Annotated in this window: 18 protein-coding genes; 7 read left to right on the plus strand and 11 right to left on the minus strand. The window is 71.4% G+C overall.

From position 1 onward, the window contains the following. Positions 1-14 precede the first annotated feature (14 nt). The 7 genes from A3CE_RS0128020 to A3CE_RS0128050 form a co-directional block, all read right to left on the minus strand. A complete protein-coding gene (locus A3CE_RS0128020) occupies positions 15-404 on the minus strand; it encodes a hypothetical protein (protein ID WP_020643415.1) in 390 nt (129 codons plus the stop codon). Positions 405-554: 150 nt separating this feature from the next. Beyond that, entirely contained in the window at positions 555-1,721 is a 1,167-nt protein-coding gene (locus tag A3CE_RS0128025) for an amidohydrolase family protein (RefSeq protein WP_020643416.1), read from the minus strand. 1 nt (position 1,722) lies between these two features. Beyond that, positions 1,723-2,832 carry an MAB_1171c family putative transporter gene (locus A3CE_RS0128030; RefSeq protein WP_020643417.1) on the minus strand — a complete coding sequence of 370 codons (1,110 nt, stop codon included), beginning with the start codon at positions 2,830-2,832 and terminating at the stop codon, positions 1,723-1,725. After that, positions 2,829-3,350, minus strand: a complete 522-nt coding sequence (locus A3CE_RS0128035) for a hypothetical protein (RefSeq protein ID WP_020643418.1) — start codon at positions 3,348-3,350, stop codon at positions 2,829-2,831. The genes A3CE_RS0128030 and A3CE_RS0128035 overlap by 4 nt, the downstream gene beginning before the upstream one ends. Beyond that, a complete protein-coding gene (locus A3CE_RS0128040) occupies positions 3,347-3,751 on the minus strand; it encodes a helix-turn-helix domain-containing protein (RefSeq protein ID WP_020643419.1) in 405 nt (134 codons plus the stop codon). Before A3CE_RS0128040 ends, A3CE_RS0128035 begins: the two co-directional genes overlap by 4 nt. A 355-nt stretch (positions 3,752-4,106) precedes the next feature. Beyond that, complete coding sequence (locus A3CE_RS0128045) at positions 4,107-4,559, minus strand: flavodoxin family protein (protein ID WP_020643420.1); 453 nt, start codon at positions 4,557-4,559, stop codon at positions 4,107-4,109. Further along, on the minus strand, positions 4,559-6,160 hold the full coding sequence (locus A3CE_RS0128050) for a phospho-sugar mutase (RefSeq protein WP_376741633.1): 1,602 nt from the start codon (positions 6,158-6,160) through the stop codon (positions 4,559-4,561). Before A3CE_RS0128050 ends, A3CE_RS0128045 begins: the two co-directional genes overlap by 1 nt. 72 nt (positions 6,161-6,232) lie before the next feature. On the opposite strand from A3CE_RS0128050, the gene A3CE_RS0128055 reads away from it, so the two are divergent. Next, positions 6,233-7,384, plus strand: coding sequence for a glycosyltransferase (locus tag A3CE_RS0128055; RefSeq protein WP_026468939.1), 1,152 nt, complete (start codon positions 6,233-6,235; stop codon positions 7,382-7,384). Positions 7,385-7,502: 118 nt separating this feature from the next. On the opposite strand, the gene A3CE_RS0128060 is transcribed toward A3CE_RS0128055, so the two are convergent. From A3CE_RS0128060 to A3CE_RS0128070, 3 genes are read right to left on the minus strand one after another with little or no spacing between them, the layout of a single operon-like run. Continuing rightward, positions 7,503-8,282 (minus strand): purine-nucleoside phosphorylase, encoded by a 780-nt coding sequence (locus A3CE_RS0128060; RefSeq protein ID WP_020643423.1) that lies wholly within the window; start codon positions 8,280-8,282, stop codon positions 7,503-7,505. Continuing rightward, positions 8,279-8,698, minus strand: a complete 420-nt coding sequence (locus A3CE_RS0128065; protein WP_020643424.1) for an ABA4-like family protein — start codon at positions 8,696-8,698, stop codon at positions 8,279-8,281. The genes A3CE_RS0128060 and A3CE_RS0128065 overlap by 4 nt, the downstream gene beginning before the upstream one ends. Then, complete coding sequence (locus A3CE_RS0128070) at positions 8,695-9,654, minus strand: hypothetical protein (RefSeq protein WP_026468940.1); 960 nt, start codon at positions 9,652-9,654, stop codon at positions 8,695-8,697. The genes A3CE_RS0128065 and A3CE_RS0128070 overlap by 4 nt, the downstream gene beginning before the upstream one ends. A gap of 110 nt (positions 9,655-9,764) precedes the next feature. On the opposite strand from A3CE_RS0128070, the gene A3CE_RS0128075 reads away from it, so the two are divergent. Then, positions 9,765-10,403, plus strand: coding sequence for a MerR family transcriptional regulator (locus A3CE_RS0128075; protein WP_026468941.1), 639 nt, complete (start codon positions 9,765-9,767; stop codon positions 10,401-10,403). Here A3CE_RS0128075 and A3CE_RS0128080 read toward each other — a convergent pair. Next, positions 10,400-12,163 carry a serine/threonine-protein kinase gene (locus A3CE_RS0128080; protein ID WP_020643427.1) on the minus strand — a complete coding sequence of 588 codons (1,764 nt, stop codon included), beginning with the start codon at positions 12,161-12,163 and terminating at the stop codon, positions 10,400-10,402. The genes A3CE_RS0128075 and A3CE_RS0128080 overlap by 4 nt on opposite strands. A gap of 114 nt (positions 12,164-12,277) precedes the next feature. Here A3CE_RS0128080 and A3CE_RS0128085 point away from each other — a divergent pair, with 114 nt between their 5' ends. From A3CE_RS0128085 to A3CE_RS0128105, 5 genes are all read left to right on the plus strand, one after another. Then, positions 12,278-14,113: a methylmalonyl-CoA mutase subunit beta gene (locus A3CE_RS0128085; RefSeq protein WP_185839835.1), complete on the plus strand. Its 1,836-nt coding sequence runs from the start codon at positions 12,278-12,280 to the stop codon at positions 14,111-14,113. Further along, entirely contained in the window at positions 14,110-16,296 is a 2,187-nt protein-coding gene (scpA, locus tag A3CE_RS0128090; protein ID WP_020643429.1) for a methylmalonyl-CoA mutase, read from the plus strand. Before A3CE_RS0128085 ends, scpA begins: the two co-directional genes overlap by 4 nt. Before the next feature lie 3 nt (positions 16,297-16,299). Continuing rightward, positions 16,300-17,283 carry a methylmalonyl Co-A mutase-associated GTPase MeaB gene (gene meaB, locus A3CE_RS0128095; protein WP_020643430.1) on the plus strand — a complete coding sequence of 328 codons (984 nt, stop codon included), beginning with the start codon at positions 16,300-16,302 and terminating at the stop codon, positions 17,281-17,283. A gap of 50 nt (positions 17,284-17,333) precedes the next feature. Then, on the plus strand, positions 17,334-17,642 hold the full coding sequence (locus A3CE_RS0128100; protein ID WP_020643431.1) for a hypothetical protein: 309 nt from the start codon (positions 17,334-17,336) through the stop codon (positions 17,640-17,642). A gap of 196 nt (positions 17,643-17,838) precedes the next feature. Next, positions 17,839-19,140 carry an amidohydrolase gene (locus A3CE_RS0128105; protein WP_026468942.1) on the plus strand — a complete coding sequence of 434 codons (1,302 nt, stop codon included), beginning with the start codon at positions 17,839-17,841 and terminating at the stop codon, positions 19,138-19,140. The last annotated feature ends 191 nt before the right edge of the window (positions 19,141-19,331 follow it).

The raw sequence follows: 19,331 nt of genomic DNA on the forward strand, positions 1-19,331 counted from the left end.
TTAACGACCGGCGCTCAGGCGAAGGCGACCCCGTACGCGGTGAGCAGCGTGGCCGCCGCCAGGAGCACCGCGCCGACCGACGTCACGCGCCCGGCGAGCTTGCCGCGGTTCGGGATCAGGTGGAGGAAGAACCCGCCGGATTGGGCGAGGATCCCGAACAGCAGCAGGAAGCAGGTGATCCACAGCGTCGTGTCGGACAGCGTCGTGCGGCTGAGGATCTGGAGTGCGACCAGGGCGAGGATCAGCAGGACGCCGGCGTGGGCGTGGCCGGCGCGGAACATCGCGCGCTGGTGCTCGGTGAGCTTGCGGTCGCGCATGACGCCCATCAGCGCGTAGCCGCCGTACATCACGGTCGGCAGGGAGACCAGGGCGATCACCGTGAACAGCTGGGTGGGTCCGTGCATCGGGGACTCCTTCGATGGGGTTGCCGCGACTGTAACACTGTTTTAAAACACTGTCACCCAACTCGGCATTCCCCGATCGTGAAGGTCCGTGAATGGCACATTGAGGGACTCTAAGTCCCTCAATGTGCCATTCACGGACCTCGGGAGAGCCTAGGCGGCGCGGCCCCGGGCCAGCACCAGCAGTGGGTTGCGCAGGGCGGCGAGCGACGCCAGGGGGTCGCCTTCGACGACCAGGACGTCCGCCGCGAGCCCGGGCGCGAGCCGGCCGGTCACCGAGGCGAGGCCCAGGCCGGCCGCGCTGTCCTCGGTCGCGATCTCCAGGATCCGGCGCCGGGAGAAGCCGAGCCATTCGTACAGCTCCAGCGCGCCCGCCGGGTCGCCGAACACCGAGCCGGACAGGCCCGCGTCCGTCCCGGCGAGCAGCCGGACGCCCTGCTCCTCGAGCCACGGCAGCCGTCCGTAGATCGCCAGCCCGAGTTCCTCGCCGAGCCGCTCGACGATCGTCCGCCAGTTGCGGCTGCTCGTCGAGCACGCCGAGACGCCCTCGGCGGCCATCCGCTTCGCCACGTGCGAGCGGCGGTCGAACGACCGCGGCCCGGTCATGAAGCTGCAGTGCTCGATCGTCGACACGCCGGCCTCGACGGCGGCCTCGATCGCGTCGGCGCCGTGCGCGTGCGCGGCGACCGGCAGCCCGTGTGACGCCGCGTGCGTGACGATCAAGGACAGCTGCCGGGCGTCGAACTGCGACTCCCACATGTCGGCGCCGCCCTCGGTGATCTGGCCGCCGCTGGCCATCACCTTGATCACGTCCGCACCCGCGGCCGCGTTCGCGTCGATCAGGGCCCGGATTTCGTCGTCGGAAGCCGTTCCGCCACCGAAAAAGTGGCAGTGTCCGCCCGGCACGGTGATCGGCGGGCCCGACACGAGCAGCCGCGGTGCCGCGGAACCTTCGAACGAGCGACGCACGGCGGCGCCGAGGTGCCCGCGGTCGCCGAGGTCCCGCACGGTCGTGACGCCGCTGCGCAGCAGCTGCCGGACTCGCGAACGCGCGCCCTCCAACGGCGAGGGGTCCGCTTCGAAGTGGGGCAACATCTCGCGCGTCGCGTCGAACGCCAGGTGGACGTGGACGTTGAACAGCCCGGCCAGCGCGGTGCCGGTGGGGAAGTCGTGCCGCCGCGCGTCCGGCGCGGCCTGCGCGACGACGTCCGCCCGCGGGCCCGCGGCGACGATCACGCCGTCGCGCACCAGCACGGCGCCGTCGCGCACCGGTGCCGACGGCCGCGGCAGCACCCGGCCGGCGGTGATCAGGATGTCCACGTCACGCCCCGTTCGTCATCGCGGCCGAAAGCGCGAGCAGCGGCCGGACGTCGGATTCGATGTCGTCGGCCCCCGCGGGCAGAACTTGCTTGGCGCGGCGGTCGTTCTCTTCGCCCGCCGCGTGCCGCTCCAGCGCCGTCTTCAACGCGGCCGCCGCGGCGCCGGGATCGGTGGCGACGACTTCGCCGAAGTCCGCGTCCAGGTACGGCGACAGCTGCACCAGGCCGTCCCGGATCTCGATCACCCGGCGGTAGTGCCCGCGGTGGGCACCGCCTCGCTGTCGCGGCGGTGTCCGCAGCACGATGCTGGGGAACGCCTGGACCAGAACCGTCCACAAAGGAGCTAGCGCCTCGTGTTCGCGCCGGTGCTGCCGTCGCCGCCGCAGCGCCGCGATCCGCGCCCGGATCCCCGGGTAGGTGACGCCGGCGAGGAACAACATCGTGCCGACGATCACGAACGGCACGCCGAGCAGCAGCAGGACCTTGACCAGCGGGCCGAACACCCACGCCACCACGATGTACAGCGCGCGGGAGATGCTGCCGGCCGCCGCGCAGGCCAGGCCGATCGCGCCGATCCGCAGGCCGATCCGCAGGTTCCGGTCGGCCACCCGCAGATACCGCACGATCCAGGCCGTGCAGGCGACGAGACCGTAGATCAGGTACAACCCGGCGCCGAGGTAGAACACCGCGACGCCGCTGTCGTGGATCGTCGCCGGCCCCAGCGGGAGCCCGCGCAGCTCCGGTGGCGTCAGCGCCATCGCGACGACCATCAGCGCGATCGCCGCCGCCAGCGGCACCAGCTCCATCGCCACGCGGCGGTTCCGGCGCGGGCCCAGCGCCGAGCGAAGGAAGAAGACGACCAGCGCGCAGAGGCCGCACGCCAGCAGCGCGTTGTTCGCCACTCGCGCCGCGCCCCGGCCGAGGAGCGCGTCCACTTCACCGGAAATCACCGGTTGCTGCAGCAGGAACGCCGCCGCGAAGCCGGCCACGCACGCCGTCACGGCCCAGTTCGGCACCGTCGGCGCGCGCGTCACCTGGTAGATCCGCCACGCCAGCGCGGCGGCGAACAGCACCATGGCGATCAGGTTGATGGGGCTGAAAAGTGTGCTCACAACCACCCTTGGTGATCGCCGAGCGCCCCCTGGATCCGGCGGAGATCCCGGTCAGCGGCGCGCCGGGGGATCGTGTAGTTCAGGACGGACGCCCATTCGAGGATGATCGTCGCGACCGTTTCGGCTTCCCACTCGTGCGCGTCATCGTAGGACGAGCGGCGCAGGGCGCGGTGTACGGCATCCGGGTCAAGATCCGGAGTGGGGCCGCGCAGGAAGTCGGCGGGCTCGGCGTCGCCGTGCGGGTGGTGGTCGGCGAGCATGTGGCCGAGTTCGTGCAGGATGATGTGGTCCTGGTGCGATTTCGTCGTTTCGGCCTGGTAGAAGATGTAGTCCGCGGACGACGTCGCGATCCAGCAGCCGAACGGGCCCGGCACCTCCAGCGGGTACGCCATCAGCCGGATCGGCTTCCCGCGCCGCTCGCCCAGCCGCGCGCACAGCACTTCGACGTCCAGCGGCGGTCCGATGTCGAGTTCCTTGAGCAGTTTCCGGCAGCGGCTGCGCAGTTCCCGCTCCTTCATCGCGCCGTGTCCCCCGGGCCCCGGCCCTCGCGTTCGGCCCGTTCGTAGCGTTCGACGAGCTCCAGCAGGTCCATCACCTGCCGCCGTCCCTGCGGCGAAAGTTCCTGCGCCCGCATCGCCATCAGCTGGGCTTCGCCCGCCGGGGCCGCGGCGGCCTCTTCGTCGAAGAAGTACGTCACCGGCACGCCGAACAGCTTCGCCAGCGCCTCGACGTAGTGGATCTTGGGGTTGACCCGCTTGCCCGTCGCGAGCTGCTGGAGGTAGGCGGGCGACATCGCCGGGCCGCCCGCCCGCTCGACGGCGGTGGAGATCTCCCGGTAGCTGTGCGGTGCGCGGCCATTCACCCGAGCGGCCTCGATCAGGGTGCTCAGACGCTCCGCGAAGGTGCGTTCCCGTGCCATATCCGCCCCCTGGGTTCCCGACCCGGAAAATTCTAGCCGGGAATCTCCGCCGCACCCAAGAAGCACTGTACGCACATGTTGACAGCGCGCGTATGCAGTGGTTTACAGTTGGCTCGCCTCTCGCCTGGCGGTCCGTGCCCTGGGGGTGTACGGAACGGCCAGGGCGAGAGGCTTGTCGTGCCTCCGGCTCGTCATGATCGGCCGTCTGTAGTACGCTTCATGAGCCAAGGTCGATCGCCCTCGAGGCGAACCCTTGGTATCGGCCTGTTGCCGGAGGTCGACCCCCAGGGCTTCCGGTGACAGGCCTCTTTAATTCGGGGCGGCTCAGCATTTCAGCGGCTTCAGTTCAGCGGCTTCAGTTCAGCAGAGTGGCCGCCAGGGTGCCACCCAATTCCGTGCACGCTTCCAGCGTCTTTTTGTCCGGATCTCCGGTCGTTATGACGGGTTCGGCCGCTTTTGCCCACGAAAGGCCCGTCGTGATGGCCAGCAGCTGCCGTTCCGTGCCCGAAGTGTCGCTGTTGCCGTGGATCCAGTACCCGAACGGGCGACCGCGCGTCGCGTCCAGGCACGGGTAGTAGATCGTGTCGAAGAAGTGCTTCAGGGCACCGCTCATGCTGCCCAGGTTCGCCGGCGTGCCCAGCAGGTAGCCGTCCGCTTCGAGCACGTCGGGGACCGTGGCCGCCAGCGCCGCGCGACGGACCACTTCCACCCCTTCGATGTCCGGGTGCGTCGCGCCCGCCAGTACCGCCTCGAACAGCGCCTGCGTCGACGGCGACGGCGTGTGGTGCACGATCAGCAGTCTGGGCATCAGGCGAGCAGTTCCTCGACGTCCGCCCGCAACGCCGTCAGCCGTTCCTGCGCCGCGCCGCGCGCGTCGGTCAGTGAATCCGGCACCGGGGCGACCACCTGCAGGTACGCCTTGAGCTTCGGCTCGGTCCCGGACGGCCGCACGACCACGCGCACGCCGTCGCCGGTCAGGCGCACCACGTCGGCGTCCGGCAGCAGGTCCTCGAGAACCACCTCGACCCCGCCGAGCCGTGACGGCGGCGTCTTCCGCACCTTCGCCATCAGCTGCCCGCGGACGGCCAGATCCGTGACGCGCAGCGAAACCTGGTCGGTCAGGTGGACGCCGTGCCGCTGCGCCAGATCGTCGAGCACGTCCAGCGGCGTGCGGCCCCGCTTCTTCAGCTGTGCGGCCAGCCCCGCGGCCAGCGTGGCGGCGGCGATGCCGTCCTTGTCGCGCACGAAGCCCGGGTTCACGCACAGGCCGAGCGCCTCTTCGTAGGCGAACACCAGCCCGTCACCGGCGCGCACCAGCCACTTGAAGCCGGTCAGCGTCTCGGCGTAGCGGGCACCCTCGGCCTTCGCGATTTCGCCGAGCATCGACGACGACACGATCGTGGTGGCCACCAGCGGGTCCGGCAGCAGCGTGCGATCCACTGTGGACAGGACGTACGAGCCGAGCAGCACGCCGGTCTCGTCACCGCGCAGCATCCGCCACCGCCCGTCCCGTTCCCGGACGCCGAGCGCGCACCGGTCGGCATCCGGGTCGAGGGCGATCGCCAGGTCGGCGTCCACATCGGACGCCAGCGCCAGCAGCAGGTCCGTCGCGCCCGGTTCCTCCGGGTTGGGGAAGGACACCGTCGGGAAGTCCGGGTCCGGCGTGGCCTGGGCGTCCACCAGGTGCAGATCGGTGAACCCGGCCCGCTCGAACGCCGCGCGCAGCGTGTCGGCGCCGACGCCGTGCAACGCCGTCGCGGCCACCCGCACCGCCCGCTCGTGGCCCAACGGCAGCGCCGCGACCTCGTCGAGGTAGCGGTCCAGCAGGTCGGCGACCTCGGCGCCGGGCGCCCGCGGCACGCTCACCGCGGCGGGCGCGGCCTCGATGGCGCGTTCGATCTCGCCGTCCGACGGCGGCACGATCTGCCCGCCGGTGGCGTCGTAGAGCTTGTACCCGTTGTCCGCCGGGGGGTTGTGCGACGCGGTGATCTGGATCCCGGCCACCGCGCCGAGCCTGCCGACGGCGAACGCGAGTACTGGCGTGGGCAGCGGCCGGGCGAACACCTTGACGTCGAAACCGGCCGCGGTGAGCACCTCGGCGGCGGCGGTCGCGAAGGCTTCCGAGCCGTGCCGCGCGTCGCGGCCGACGACGACCAGCGCGCCGGCGTGCCCGTGCGCCTTCAACCACTCCGCCACGCCGGCCGTCGTGCGGGTGACGACGGCGACGTTCATCCCGTTCGGCCCGGCGCGCACCGGGCCGCGCAGGCCGGCGGTGCCGAACTCCAGCGGGCCCGCCATCCGGTCGGCCAGTTCAGTTGCGGCGTTGGCGGCATCGGCGTCGCCACCCATCGCTTTCGCCACGACGTCCTGCAGTTCGGCGCGGGAGCCGTCGTCGGGGTCGTCGGCCATCCAGCGGAACGCGGCGTCGCGAAGGGTGGAGTTCACTGTCACCGCGCCAGCCTACGGGCTAGGGTCGGGTGAGTGCGCTTGCTCTTCACCTCTCTGGGGTCCTTCGGTCACACGTTCCCGCTCGTCCCGCTGGCGGTCGCCGCGCGCGACGCGGGCCACGACGTCGTCTTCGCCACCTCGGAAGATTTCCTGCCCCAGCTGACGAAAGCGGGGCTCGAGACAGCGGCCGCCGGGCTCGGCATCAAGGACGCCTTCGGCCAGGCGTTCGGCGAGTCCGGTCCGCCCGGTCCGCCCGGCGACATCCCGTTCGAGGTCATGCTGCCGATCGTCGCGAAGGTGTTCGGGCAGCTCATGCCAGGGCGGTTCATCGCCGACCTGCTGCCGCTGTTCGAGCACTTCCGGCCCGACCTGGTCGTGAGCGAGTCTGCCAATTCGGGGGGTGTCTTCGCCGCGTTCAAGGCCGGGCTTCCCGTGGTGGCGCACGGTTTCGGCCGGGTGTCGACCGGCGACCCGCTGGCCACGAGGATCCGCGACGTGATCCGCGCGCACGGCGCGGAGCTGGGCATCGAGATCAGCGAGGACCTGACGTTCGGCGGCCCGTTCATCGACATCTGCCCGGAGTCGGTGCAGGAACCGGGGTTCATGGCGCGGACCAATCGGGTGCCGCTGCGCCCGGTCGGCTGGAGCGAGCCGGGCGAACTGCCGCCGGGCGTGCTGGACCGTTCGCGGCCGCTGGTCTACCTGACGCTCGGCACGGCGATGGGGCACGCGGGCGTGCTCACCGAGGCGATCGCCGGTCTGTCCGGTTTGGACGTCGACGTCCTGGTCGCCACCGGCCCGTCCCTGGCCGACGACGCGCTGGGCGAGGTCCCGCCGAACGTCCGGCTCGAAGCGTGGGTCCCGCAGGCAGCGCTGCTCCCGCACGTCGACCTGGTGGTCCACCACGGCGGCAGCGGCACGACGCTCGGCGCGTTCGGCGCGGGCCTGCCCCAGCTGCTCCTGCCGCAGGGCGCTGACCAGTTCAGCAACGCGGCGGCGGTGCTGGCGGCCGGAGCCGGCGACCGCCTGCTCGGCGCCGAAGTCACCGCCGACGCCGTCGCCACGAAAGCCCGCACGCTCCTGACCGACACCTCAGTCCGCGACGCGGCCCAGGCCTTGGCCGCCGAAGTCGCGGCAATGCCGTCCCCGGCCGACGTCGCCGTCCAGCTCCCCACCTTCGCCTGACGCCGTGTCGTCGCTCTAACCACGCGTGTCGACCCTCTAATCACGCGAGTCGGCGTTTTCCGCACACGAACCTCGTGCGCGGAGCGTCGACACGCGTGATTGAAGGGTCGACACGATGTCAGGCGCGGGTGACGAGTTCGCGCAGCAGGGAGCCCATCCTCGTGGCGGCCGCGCGACCGGCCTCCAGGACCTCTTCGTGGTTCAGCGGTTCGCCCGTCATGCCCGCGGCGAGGTTCGTCACGAGCGAAAGGCCGAAGACCTCGACGCCGGCCGCGCGGGCCGCGATCGCCTCCAGGACCGTCGACATGCCGACCAGGTCCGCGCCCAGCGTGCGCAGCATCCGGATCTCCGCCGGCGTCTCGAAGTGCGGCCCGGTCAGGCCCGCGTAGACGCCTTCTTCGAGCGACGGGTCGATCTCGCGGGCGATGTCCCGCAGCCGCTTCGAGTACAGGTCCGTCAGGTCGACGAAGTTCGCGCCGACGATCGGCGAGCGCGCGGTCAGGTTCAGGTGGTCGGAGATGAGCACCGGCTGGCCCACCTGGAAACCCTCGCGCAGGCCGCCCGCGGCGTTCGTCAGCAGCACCGTCCGGACGCCGGCCGCCGCGGCGGTGCGCACGTTGTGCACCACCGGGTCGATGCCCTTGCCCTCGTAGAAGTGCGTCCGTCCGAGCATGACCAGGACGTTCTTGCCGTCGATCTTCAGCGAGCGGATGGTGCCGCCGTGGCCCACCGCGCCGGGCGTGGTGAAGCCGGGCAGTTCGGCGAACGGGATCTCCGTCTCGCAGTCCCCGATGACGTCCGCCGCCGGGCGCCAGCCCGACCCCAGGACCACCGCGATGTCGTGCGCGTCCACCCCGGTGCGGTGGGCGATGGCGGCCGCGGCCTCGTGTTCACTCATGCGAGGGAGCGTATCCGGACGGCTCTCACCACGAGGAACGCCACCAGCCCGAACGGCGACAGGAAGATCGTCAGCGCCAGGATCGGGCTCACGATCCACGGCGACAATCCCACCGCGCGTCCCTCGAAGTACATCCACCGCGCGATGAACAGGTCGAAGGCGATGAGGTGCGCCCAGACGAGCCCGGCACCCCACGGCGTGGCCAGCAGCGTCTGCAGGACGCCGAGGTCGGGTTGGAGCATCGCCCGCCCCCACTCGCCGAAGTGCGGCAGCACGAGCACGAAGTAGCAGACCAGCGGCAACAGCGGCACCCACGGCGACGCCATGACCCGCGCCGTCCACCGCCACTTCGGCGCCAGGATCATCAGCGCCCAGAACGGCGCCGCCAGCGGGAAGGCCAGTGCGAAGAGAGTCATCGGATCGCCGGCCGGTCCTGGGTGCGGACGACGGCCAGTGCACCCAGTGCGACCGCCGCGACGAGCAGCGCGAACGCCCCCAGCGTCGTCGCGTCCGGGTGCGCGATCGACTGTGCCCGCAGCGCCTGCCAGGTGACCAGCGCGATCAGTCCCGCGTACCCGGCCGCGCCGACCAGGACGAGCCGCGCGCGGACGACGTCGTCGCGCAGGCGGGGGAATCGCGAGGTGAGCGCCAGGAGCCCGATGGCCAGCAGCGGCAGCGCCTGCAGCGCGTGCATCCCGACGAAGTGCGGGATCCGCAGGTCGCCCGCCACCGTGCTCCAGCCGAGGATCGGCAGGCCGGGGCCGCCGTCGGCGAGCCCGACGGTGTGCCCGCCGACCATGTCCGGCCGTCCGCCGGCCTTCCACTGCGCGAGCTGCTGCGCGGTCGGGCTGGTCATCAGCTGGCCGAGCGTGAGCCCCACCAGCGAGAGCGCCGCCCCGGTCCGCACCGCCCAGTACGACGCGCGGTCGGGCACCTTCGTGAACAGCATCAGCACCGTGAGAGCCAGGGTGGCGACCCACAGCACGGCGATCATCACGGCCATGGTGCCGAAGATCGCGGCGTCCTGCGGGGTCGCCGTGTTGAAGTGGCTCGCGCGGCCGCGGGCTGCCTGGAACACCAGCAGAACGTACTCGGCGCCGAAGATCACGACCAGGAGGTTCGTCAGCCACCCCGCTGTGCGGCGGAACCGCGGCAGCAGCGAGACGAGCCAGCTCCAGGTGGCGAAGTAGAGCGCGCCGGACACCGCGAACTTGAACGGCTTCGCCCAGATCGGCGCGCCCGCCAAGGTCCGCTGGTCGAGGAGCATGGCGGCGATGCACAGCACCGCCACCACCCCCAGGGCGGCGGCCGCGAGCACGGACGGCCGGTGCCACCTGTTCGTTCTGCTCCGGAGATCGGCAAGGATGGTCATGGTTCCTCCCAGAATGGATAGTCAAGCTCTCCGTTATGGGAAGTTAAACTATCCATGCTGAGAAATCTTCAGGGTCGCCCCGGAACCGACCCTGGGATCGGAGTGCGTGCATGCGGATGGCCGAACTGAGCGCCGAGTCGGGGGTGCCGGTCGCGACCGTCAAGTACTACCTGCGCGAAGGCCTGCTGCCACCCGGCGAGCGCACCAGCCCGAACCAGGCGCGGTACTCCGCGGCGCACGTCCAGCGCCTGCGGCTGATCAAGGCGCTCGCCGAGGTCGGCGGCCTGTCGCTGGCCTCGATCGGGGTCGTGCTGAGCGCGATCGACGGCGACGAGACCCCGCACCGGACGATGGGCGTCGTCCAGCAGGAGCTGGCCGGGCCCGCGCCGAAGGTGTCCGAGGAGGCCGCGGAGTGGGCGTCCGGACGGCTCGAGGACCTTGTCCGCCGCACCGGCTGGAAGTGGCACGCGCCCGAGAACCGGGCGGTCGCCAACCTGATCGCCGCGCTGGCCACGGCGAAGGAGCTCGGGCACGAGAAACTGGTCGAACGGCTCGACGAGCAGGCGGACCTGGCGATGCGCGTCGCGGCGATCGACGTCGAGGTGCTGGCCGGGTGGGAGTCGGTGGACAAGATCATCGAGGCCGGGCTGGTCACCACCGTGCTCGGCGACCGGATCTTCGCCGGGCTGCGCCACCTCGCCCAGGAGCAGGTGTCCCGCGAGGTGCTCGGCGGGCTGCCCCGCGACTAGTCCTGCACGCTCAACCTCGACGCGACGGGGTCGAAGACGTCCCGCCGGGCCGCGATCTCCTGCTCGATCGGCACGGTCAGCGAGAGGATCCAGAGGCTGGTCCCCGCCCGGACCAGGTTCGTGAACGTCGACCGCGCGATGCGGTGGTCGTCGTTGTTGCCCGGCAGCAGCCCGCTCTCCGGGATGCGGTACGTGAGCGTGGTGCCCTTGCCGTCCGGCAGCGGCGTCGGGGGGAAGAACACGGACCCCTCGCCGGAGTAGGTCTGCTTCAGCCAGACGATGTACTCGGCGTCGTCCGGGTACTGCGTGAAGTAGTTCACCAGGCGCTCCACCCGCAGCGACCGGCGGCCGTCGGGCGAGACGTACTGCACGGCGACGCTCGCGCCGAACTTGTTGGTGTTGTGCGGGGCGACGAACTTCTGCCAGCCCTTCGGCACGGCCAGACCGAACTGCCCGCCGTTGCCGGTCGCGTAGCTCGCGTCGCCGGACTGCTGCACCAGCTCGGGCGGCGGCACGTTGGTGGGCTCGTTCGTGGTGCCGCCCGGTTCGGCGGCCGGGGGCAGCAGCGACTCCCCGCCGACCGTCCTGGCCAGCGCGAACCCGCCGCCCGCGGCGAGGAGGAAGAGCAGGATCGCCGCCACGAGCAGCACGGCCGTGGCCGCCGCGCTGCGCTGCGCGGGCCGCGGCGGCGGCGGCACGAACAACGTCGGCGGCTCGGTGGCGGGCGCCGGCGCCGGGCCGGGCGGGCGCAGGAACGGCAGCGGGCCCGGGTCGGTAGCGAGCTCGCTGCTCGACGCCTCGGCCTTCTTCTCCGGCCTGTCCTTCGCGGGCAGGACGGTCTTGATCACCTGCGTGTCGGTCGCGTCCGGCTGCGCGGACGTCTTCTTGCCGTCCGGCGTGTGGAACAGCTCGTGCCCGAACAGGTCGAGCGGCGTCTTGGTCTGCAGCGGGTACAGCCGGTGCCGGACCTCGCGCAGCGTGATCCGCCGGCCGGGCTCCTTCTTCATCAGCGCGCCGATGACGTCGGCGAGCGGGCCGGCCTTCGGCTGGGGCACCTTGCCGTTGACGACCTTGCCGACGGTCTCCAGGGGATCGCCGTCGGCGTCGTAGGGCGGCGCGCCCTCGACCGCGGCGAACAGCGTCGCGCCGAGGCCCCAGAGGTCCGCGGACGGCGTGACGGCCCCGCCGGAGGCCACTTCCGGCGCGATGTAGGCGGGCGAGCCGAGCATGATCCCGGTGCGGGTCATGGTCGCCTCGGAGACGTTGCGGGCGATGCCGAAGTCGGTCAGCTTGATCCGGCCGTCGCTGGCGACCAGGACGTTGCCCGGCTTGACGTCGCGGTGGGTGATCCCGGCGGCGTGCGCGGCCTCCAGCGCGGACGCCACGGCGATGCCGACGGCGGCGGCCTGCTCGACGGTCAGCGGACCGTGGTCGCGCAGGATGTGCGCCAGGCTGCGCGAGGGCAGCAGCTCCATGACCACGAACGGCTGGTCGTCCTCGCGGGCGACGTCGTGCAGGATGATCACGTTCGGGTGGGACAGCACGGCGATCGCGCGCGCCTCGCGCAGCGTCCGCTCCCGCAGCTCGTCCGCTTGCGACGCCGGGATGCCCGGCGGCACCTTCATCTCCTTGACGGCGACCTGCCGGTGCAGGAACTCGTCGTAGGCCGACCAGACGGTGCCCATCGACCCGGAGCCGAGCACCGAACGCAGCCGGTAGCGACCGGCGACCAGTCGTGTCTCTTCGCTGGAGGGGGGCACGCGTCAATTGTGGCGTACGCGACCGACAGTCCCCGACGCAGCGTGCGGGTACCGGCCGCGAGGGCGACCAGACTCACAGGTCGGACGCGGCGAGTGCCTCTACCATCACTGGGTATGACTGAAGTGGCCGGTCCGGAGTCAGCGCCGATCTCCGAACTCGACCTCGCGGCCGAGTTTCCCCAGGCGACTCGTGAGCAGTGGCAGGAGCTGGTCGCCGGGGTGCTGCGCAAAAGCGGCAAACTGCCGGAGGACTTCGCGGGCGCCCCGGAGAGCAAGCTCGTCACACGGACCTACGACGGGATCGAGATCCAGCCGCTCTACACGGCGGAAGACGTGCCGTGGGACGTCGGTTTCCCGGGTTTGCCGCCGTTCGTGCGCGGCGCGCGTCCGGAAGGCCAGGTCAGCACGGGCTGGGACGTCCGGGCCCGGTTCACCGGCGACGACGCCCGCGAGGTCAACAAGGCGATCCTCGCCGACCTCGAAGGCGGCGTGACGTCGATCTGGCTCTCGGTGCCGCCTTCATCCCTGGCCGACGCGCTGAACGAGGTGTACGTCGACCTGGCGCCCGTCGTGCTGGACGCGGGTCCTGCGTACGAAGCCGCCGCTTCGGAGTTGCTGGCGCTGTTCGCCGAGCGCGAGATCCCGGCGAGCGAAGCCACCGCCGTGCTCGGCGCCGACCCGATCGGGCTCGCGGCGCGCACCGGCTCGGCCGTCGACCTCGGACCGGCCGCCGCGCTCGCCGTGCGTGTCGCCGCGAAGTACCCGAAAGTGCGCACGGTCGTCGCCGACGGCCTGCCGTACCACGAAGCCGGCGGCTCGGACGCGCAGGAACTGGGCGCGCTGGTCGCGGCCGGCGTCACCTACCTGCGGGCGCTGACCGACGCCGGGCTGGCCGTCGAGGCCGCGGCCGGGCAGCTGGAGTTCCGGCTCGCCGCGACCGCCGACCAGTTCTCCACCATCGCCAAGCTGCGGGCCGCGCGCCGCCTGTGGGCCCGCGTCGCCGAGGTGTGCGGCTTCTCCTCGCCGATGCGCCAGCACGCCGTGACGTCACCGGCGATGCTGACCCGGCGCGACCCGTGGGTGAACATGCTGCGCACGACCGTGGCCTGCTTCGGCGCGGGCGTCGGCGGCGCGGACGCGGTCACCGTGCTGCCGTTCGACGCCGCGATCGGCCGTTCCGACGCCTTCTCCGCGCGGATCGCCCGCAACACGCACGCCGTGCTGCTGGAGGAGTCCAAGCTGGCCGGCGTGGCCGACCCGGCGGGCGGCTCCTGGTACGTCGAGAAGCTCACCGACGACCTCGCGCACGCCGCCTGGGCCGAGTTCACCGCGATCGAGGCGGCGGGCGGCCTGGTCGCCGAGCTGGCGTCCGGCGCGCTCGCGGGACGGCTCGCGGCGACGTGGGAGAAGCGTTCGTCGCGGATCGCCACCCGGCGCGACCCGCTCACCGGCGTCAGCGAGTTCCCGAACCTGACCGAGAAGCCGGTCGTCCGGACGCCGGTGGAGTCCACTGTGGAAGGTGGGCTGCCGCGGCACCGGTACGCCGAAGGCTTCGAAGCGCTGCGAGACGCGTCGGACGCGTACCTCGCTTCGCACGGTGAGCGTCCCAAGGTCTTCCTGGCCACGCTGGGCCCGGTCGCCGCGCACACCACGCGAGCCGGGTTCGCCGCCAACCTCTTCCAGGCGGGCGGGCTCGAAGCCGTCAACCCGGGCGCGACCGACGACCTGCCGGGCGCGTTCCGCGCGTCCGGCGCCCGCATCGCCTGCCTCTGCGGCTCTGACTCGGCGTACGAGGCGCAGGCGGCCGACGTCGCCGCGTCGCTCGGCGCCGAGTACGTGCTCCTGGCGGGCAAGGGGTCCTACGACGGCGTCGACGCCACCATCTTCACCGGCTGCGACGCCCTGGAAGTCCTCAACGGCCTGCACGCCAAGCTGGGAGTTGCGCTGTGACCATCCCCGACTTCGCCCACCTCGACCTCGGCACGCCTTCGCCGGGCGACCGTGCCACCTGGGCCCGTGCGGTGGAGGACGCCACCGGCAAGGGCCCGGACGCACTGGCCTGGGAGACGCCCGAGGGCATCGGCGTCAAGCCGGTGTACACCGCCGGCGATCTGTCCGATGTGGACTTCCTGGCCACCTACCCCGGGATCGCGCCCTTCCTGCGCGGGCCGTACCCGACGATGTACGTCAACCAGCCCTGGACCGTCCGCCAGTACGCCGGGTTCTCCACCGCCGAGGAGTCCAACGCGTTCTACCGGCGCAACCTCGCCGCCGGGCAGAAAGGGCTTTCGGTCGCCTTCGACCTGGCCACCCACCGCGGCTACGACTCCGACCACCCGCGCGTCTCCGGCGACGTCGGCATGGCGGGCGTGGCGATCGACTCGATCTACGACATGCGGCAGCTCTTCGACGGCATCCCGCTGGACAAGATGTCGGTGTCGATGACGATGAACGGCGCTGTGCTGCCGGTGCTGGCGCTCTACGTCGTCGCGGCCGAGGAGCAGGGTGTCAAACCCGAGCAGCTCGCGGGGACCATCCAGAACGACATCCTCAAGGAGTTCATGGTCCGCAACACCTACATCTACCCGCCACAGCCGTCGATGCGGATCATCTCCGACATCTTCTCCTTCACTTCGCAGCACATGCCGAAGTACAACTCGATCTCCATCTCCGGCTACCACATGCAGGAAGCCGGGGCGACGGCCGACTTGGAGCTGGCGTACACGCTCGCCGACGGCGTCGAGTACCTCCGCGCCGGAGTCGACGCCGGACTGGGCGTCGACAAGTTCGCGCCGCGGCTGTCGTTCTTCTGGGCGATCGGCATGAACTTCTTCATGGAGGTCGCGAAGCTGCGCGCGGCGCGTCTCCTGTGGGCGAAGCTCGTGAAGGGCTTCAACCCCCAGTCGCCGAAGTCGCTGTCGCTGCGGACGCACTCCCAGACGTCCGGCTGGTCGCTGACCGCGCAGGACGTCTACAACAACGTCGTGCGGACCTGCGTCGAGGCGATGGCCGCGACCCAGGGGCACACGCAGTCGCTGCACACGAACGCGTTGGACGAGGCCTTGGCGCTGCCGACCGACTTCTCCGCGCGGATCGCCCGCAACACCCAGCTGCTGCTGCAGCAGGAGTCCGGCACCACGCGCGTCATCGACCCGTGGGGCGGCAGCGCGTTCGTCGAGAAGCTGACCTACGACCTCGCGCGCAAGGCGTGGGGCCACATCACCGAGGTCGAGCAGGCCGGCGGCATGGCCAAGGCGATCGACGCGGGCATCCCCAAGCTGCGCATCGAGGAGGCCGCCGCGCGCACCCAGGCGCGCATCGACTCCGGGCGCCAGCCGGTGATCGGCGTCAACAAGTACCAGGTCACCGGTGACGTGGACGATGCCGCAGTTGAAGTGCGAAAAGTGGACAATGCGGGGGTGCGGGCGCAGCAGCTGGAAAAGCTGCGGCGGCTGCGCTCCGAGCGCGACTCTTCGGCGACGGAAGACGCGCTGCGGCGGCTCACCGAGGGCGCGCAGAACGACGGCAACCTGCTGGAACTGGCCATCGACGCGGCCCGCGCGAAGGCCACTGTCGGCGAGATCTCCGACGCGCTCGAAAAGATCTGGGGCCGCCACGCGGGCCAGATCCGGACCATCTCGGGGGTGTACCGCGAGGAGGTGGGGAAGACGGGAAAAACACAGCACATAGAGAGGGTCCGTCAGCTGGTCGAAGAGTTCGCCGCGGAGGAGGGCCGCCGTCCCCGCATCCTCGTCGCGAAGATGGGCCAGGACGGCCACGACCGCGGCCAGAAGGTGATCGCCACCGGCTTCGCCGACCTCGGCTTCGACGTCGACGTCGGCCCGCTGTTCTCCACCCCGGGCGAGGTGGCGCGGCAGGCCATCGAGGCGGACGTGCACGTCGTCGGAGTCTCGTCGCTGGCCGCCGGGCACCTCTCGCTGGTGCCCGCGCTGCGGCACGAGCTCGCCGAGCTGGGCCGCGAGGACATCATGGTCGTCGTCGGCGGCGTCATCCCGCCGCAGGACTACCCGGCGCTGCGTGAGGCCGGCGCGGCGGCGATCTTCGGTCCCGGCACGGTGCTCGCGGACGCGGCCATCGACCTCCTCGGCCAGCTGTCGGCGCAGGAGTCCTGACCCTTGCCACGCAAGATCGACGTCACCGCGTACGCCGAGGGAGTGCTCGCCGGGGACCGCGGGACGCTGTCGAAGGCCATCACGCTGGTCGAATCGCAGCGTGAAGACCACCGGGCTTCGGCGCAGGAGCTGCTGGTCGAGCTGCTGCCTGCTTCGGGTGGCGCGCGGCGTGTCGGCATCACCGGCGTGCCCGGTGTCGGCAAGTCGACATTCATCGACCAGCTGGGCACCGACCTGACCGCGGCCGGGCACCGCGTCGCCGTGCTGGCCGTCGACCCGTCGTCGACGCGCACGGGCGGGTCGATCCTCGGCGACAAGACCCGGATGGCCCGGCTGGCGGTCGACCCGCGTGCCTTCATCCGGCCGTCGCCGACGTCCGGCACGCTGGGCGGCGTCGCGCGGGCGACGCGCGAGACGATCGTGTTGATGGAGGCCGCCGGTTACGACGTCGTGCTGGTCGAGACGGTCGGCGTCGGGCAGTCCGAGGTGACCGTGGCCAACATGGTCGACTGCTTCCTGTTCCTGACCCTGGCCCGCACCGGCGACCAGCTCCAGGGCATCAAGAAGGGCGTGCTGGAGCTGGCCGACGTGATCGCCGTCAACAAGGCGGACGGCGATCACGAGCGGGACGCGCGGCGGGCTGCGAGGGAGCTGGCCGGCGCGCTGCGGATGCTCTACGGGCCCGAAGCGTCGTGGACACCACCCGTGCTGACCTGCAGCGGCCTGCACAACCTGCGCCTCGACGAGGTCTGGGGCGCCATCGAGAAGCACCGCGACACACTCACGGCGTCCGGCGAGCTCGACGCGCGACGGCGCCGGCAGCAGGTCGACTGGACGTGGGCGATGGTGCGTGAGCAGCTGCTCAGTCGCCTGGCGGTGCATCCGGACGTGCGAACGGTCGTTCCCGACGTCGAGCGGGCGGTGCGGGACGGTGAACTGACGGCTACCCTCGGTGCTCAGCGGATCCTCGACGCGTTCGGTGGCTGACGGGCGCGGGGTTCCGCGGGCAGAATGCCTGGTCGTGGCGAAAGGATGACATGGGGAAACTGCGGGGTCTGGTCCTGGTCGGAGTGCTGGGCGCGGTGCTGTTCACCGCTTCGCCGGCGTCCGCCTTCGCCGAGCCGGTGCGGCCGGCCGTCGTCACGATGACCGTGGCGCACGCTTCCCCGGTGCTGGTCCCGGCGCAGACCCAGCCGCCCGGCCCGGTCCTCGACCCGGCCCAGACCGACAAGGCGAACACCGAGAAGACCAAGAACAAGCTGATCGCGGGGTTCATCGCGGCCGTCCTGCTCGGCACGGTGATCTGGGGCCGCAAGATCCGTTCGAAGAAAGCCAAGAAGTCCTGAGGTTTCGGCTTTGCCGAACTGGCGCACACCGTTCAACGCAGATCCGGTACCGGCCATCTAGGACCGCTGATTTCGAGGCGCGGCTTGCCGCCTGCATGGTGCACGATCGTCTGCAAATGCGTACGACAGATCGATCGGCACGACGCGTGACCCCAGCCGCTGCGCGGGTTGCCCGTGTTGCGGGAGGAGGTGCGGCGTGACGGTGCTCGACTCACGACCGGACGTTCCAGGCGACCCCCAAGGGCGCATCATCAACCCCATGGAGGGGCCCGAGGCGCTCATTTCCGAAGCCGGCGTAAGCATGGCTCCCGTGGAAGACCTTGGCGCGGGCCGCGGCCCGTTCTGGCTCGACGACTGGCTGCGCGCCAACGCGACCGACGTGCTCGCCTGGCGGCGGCACATCCACGCGCACCCGGAGCTGTCGCGGCACGAGTTCGCGACCACGGAACTGGTCGTCACGCTGCTGCGCTCGGTCGGGCTCAAGCCGTGGGTGCTGCCCGGCGGCACCGGCGTCGTCTGCGACATCGGCAGCGGCGAGCGGTGCGTGGCGCTGCGCGCGGACATGGACGCGCTGCCGCTCACGGAGGCGACCGGCCTGCCGTACTCCTCGACCGTGGAGGGCGCGGCGCACATGTGCGGCCACGACGCCCACACGGCGATCCTCCTCGGCGCGGCCCGCGCCCTGGCCGGCGCGCCGGAACTGCCCGGCCGCGTCCGGCTGATCTTCCAGCCCGCCGAGGAGGTCATGCCCGGCGGCGCGCTGGACATGATCGCGGCGGGCGTGCTGGACGGCGTCGAGCGGATCTACGGCCTGCACGTCGACCCGCGTCTCGAAGTGGGGTCGGTCGGGATGCGCGTCGGCGCGTTGACGTCGGCCGCGGACCTGATCGAGCTGCGCCTGACGTCGCCGGGCGGCCACACGTCCCGGCCGCACCTGACGGCGGACCTGGTCCACGCGCTGGGCACGGTCATCACGTCGCTGCCCGCGTTGCTCTCCCGGCGCGTCGACCCCCGCTCCGGCACGGTCCTGGTGTGGGGCGCGGTCCACGCGGGCCAGGCGGCCAACGCCGTCCCCCAGGACGGCGTCCTGCGCGGCACCCTGCGCACGGCGGACCACGAGGTCTGGACGGCGCTGGAGCCGCTGGTGGCGTCCTCGGTGGAGTCGCTTTTGGCCCCCACCGGCGTCGGCTTCTCGCTGGACTACCGCCGCGGCGTCCCCCCGGTGGTCTCGGACCCGGACTCGACGGCCCTGATGCGCGCGGGCGTCGAAGCCGCCCTCGGCGAGGGCGCGGTGGCCCCCACGGAACAGTCCTCCGGCGGCGAGGACTTCGGCTGGTACCTGGAGCACGTCCAGGGAGCCTTCGCCCGCCTGGGCGTCTGGTCCGGCCCCTCAGTCCCCCAATCGGACATCCACCGCCCCACGTTCATCCTCGACGAACGCGCCTTGCTGTGCGGAGTCCGAACCCTGGTCCACACAGCCCTAACCACCCTCGCCTGACGAGTTCCGGCTCCAATCACGCGAGTTCCGGCCGCAATCACGCGAGTTCCGGGTTTCCGCACACAAGTTGTCCACAGGCTGGCCGAGTTATCCACAGGCCGAGGATGAGGCTCTTCCCTTGATCGTCGAAGGGCCTCATCCTCGACTATGTGATCACTTGGGGAGGACGACATGGAGCTGTTTCACGCCGT

The organism is Amycolatopsis balhimycina FH 1894 (assembly GCF_000384295.1).
GTDB lineage: Bacteria > Actinomycetota > Actinomycetes > Mycobacteriales > Pseudonocardiaceae > Amycolatopsis > Amycolatopsis balhimycina.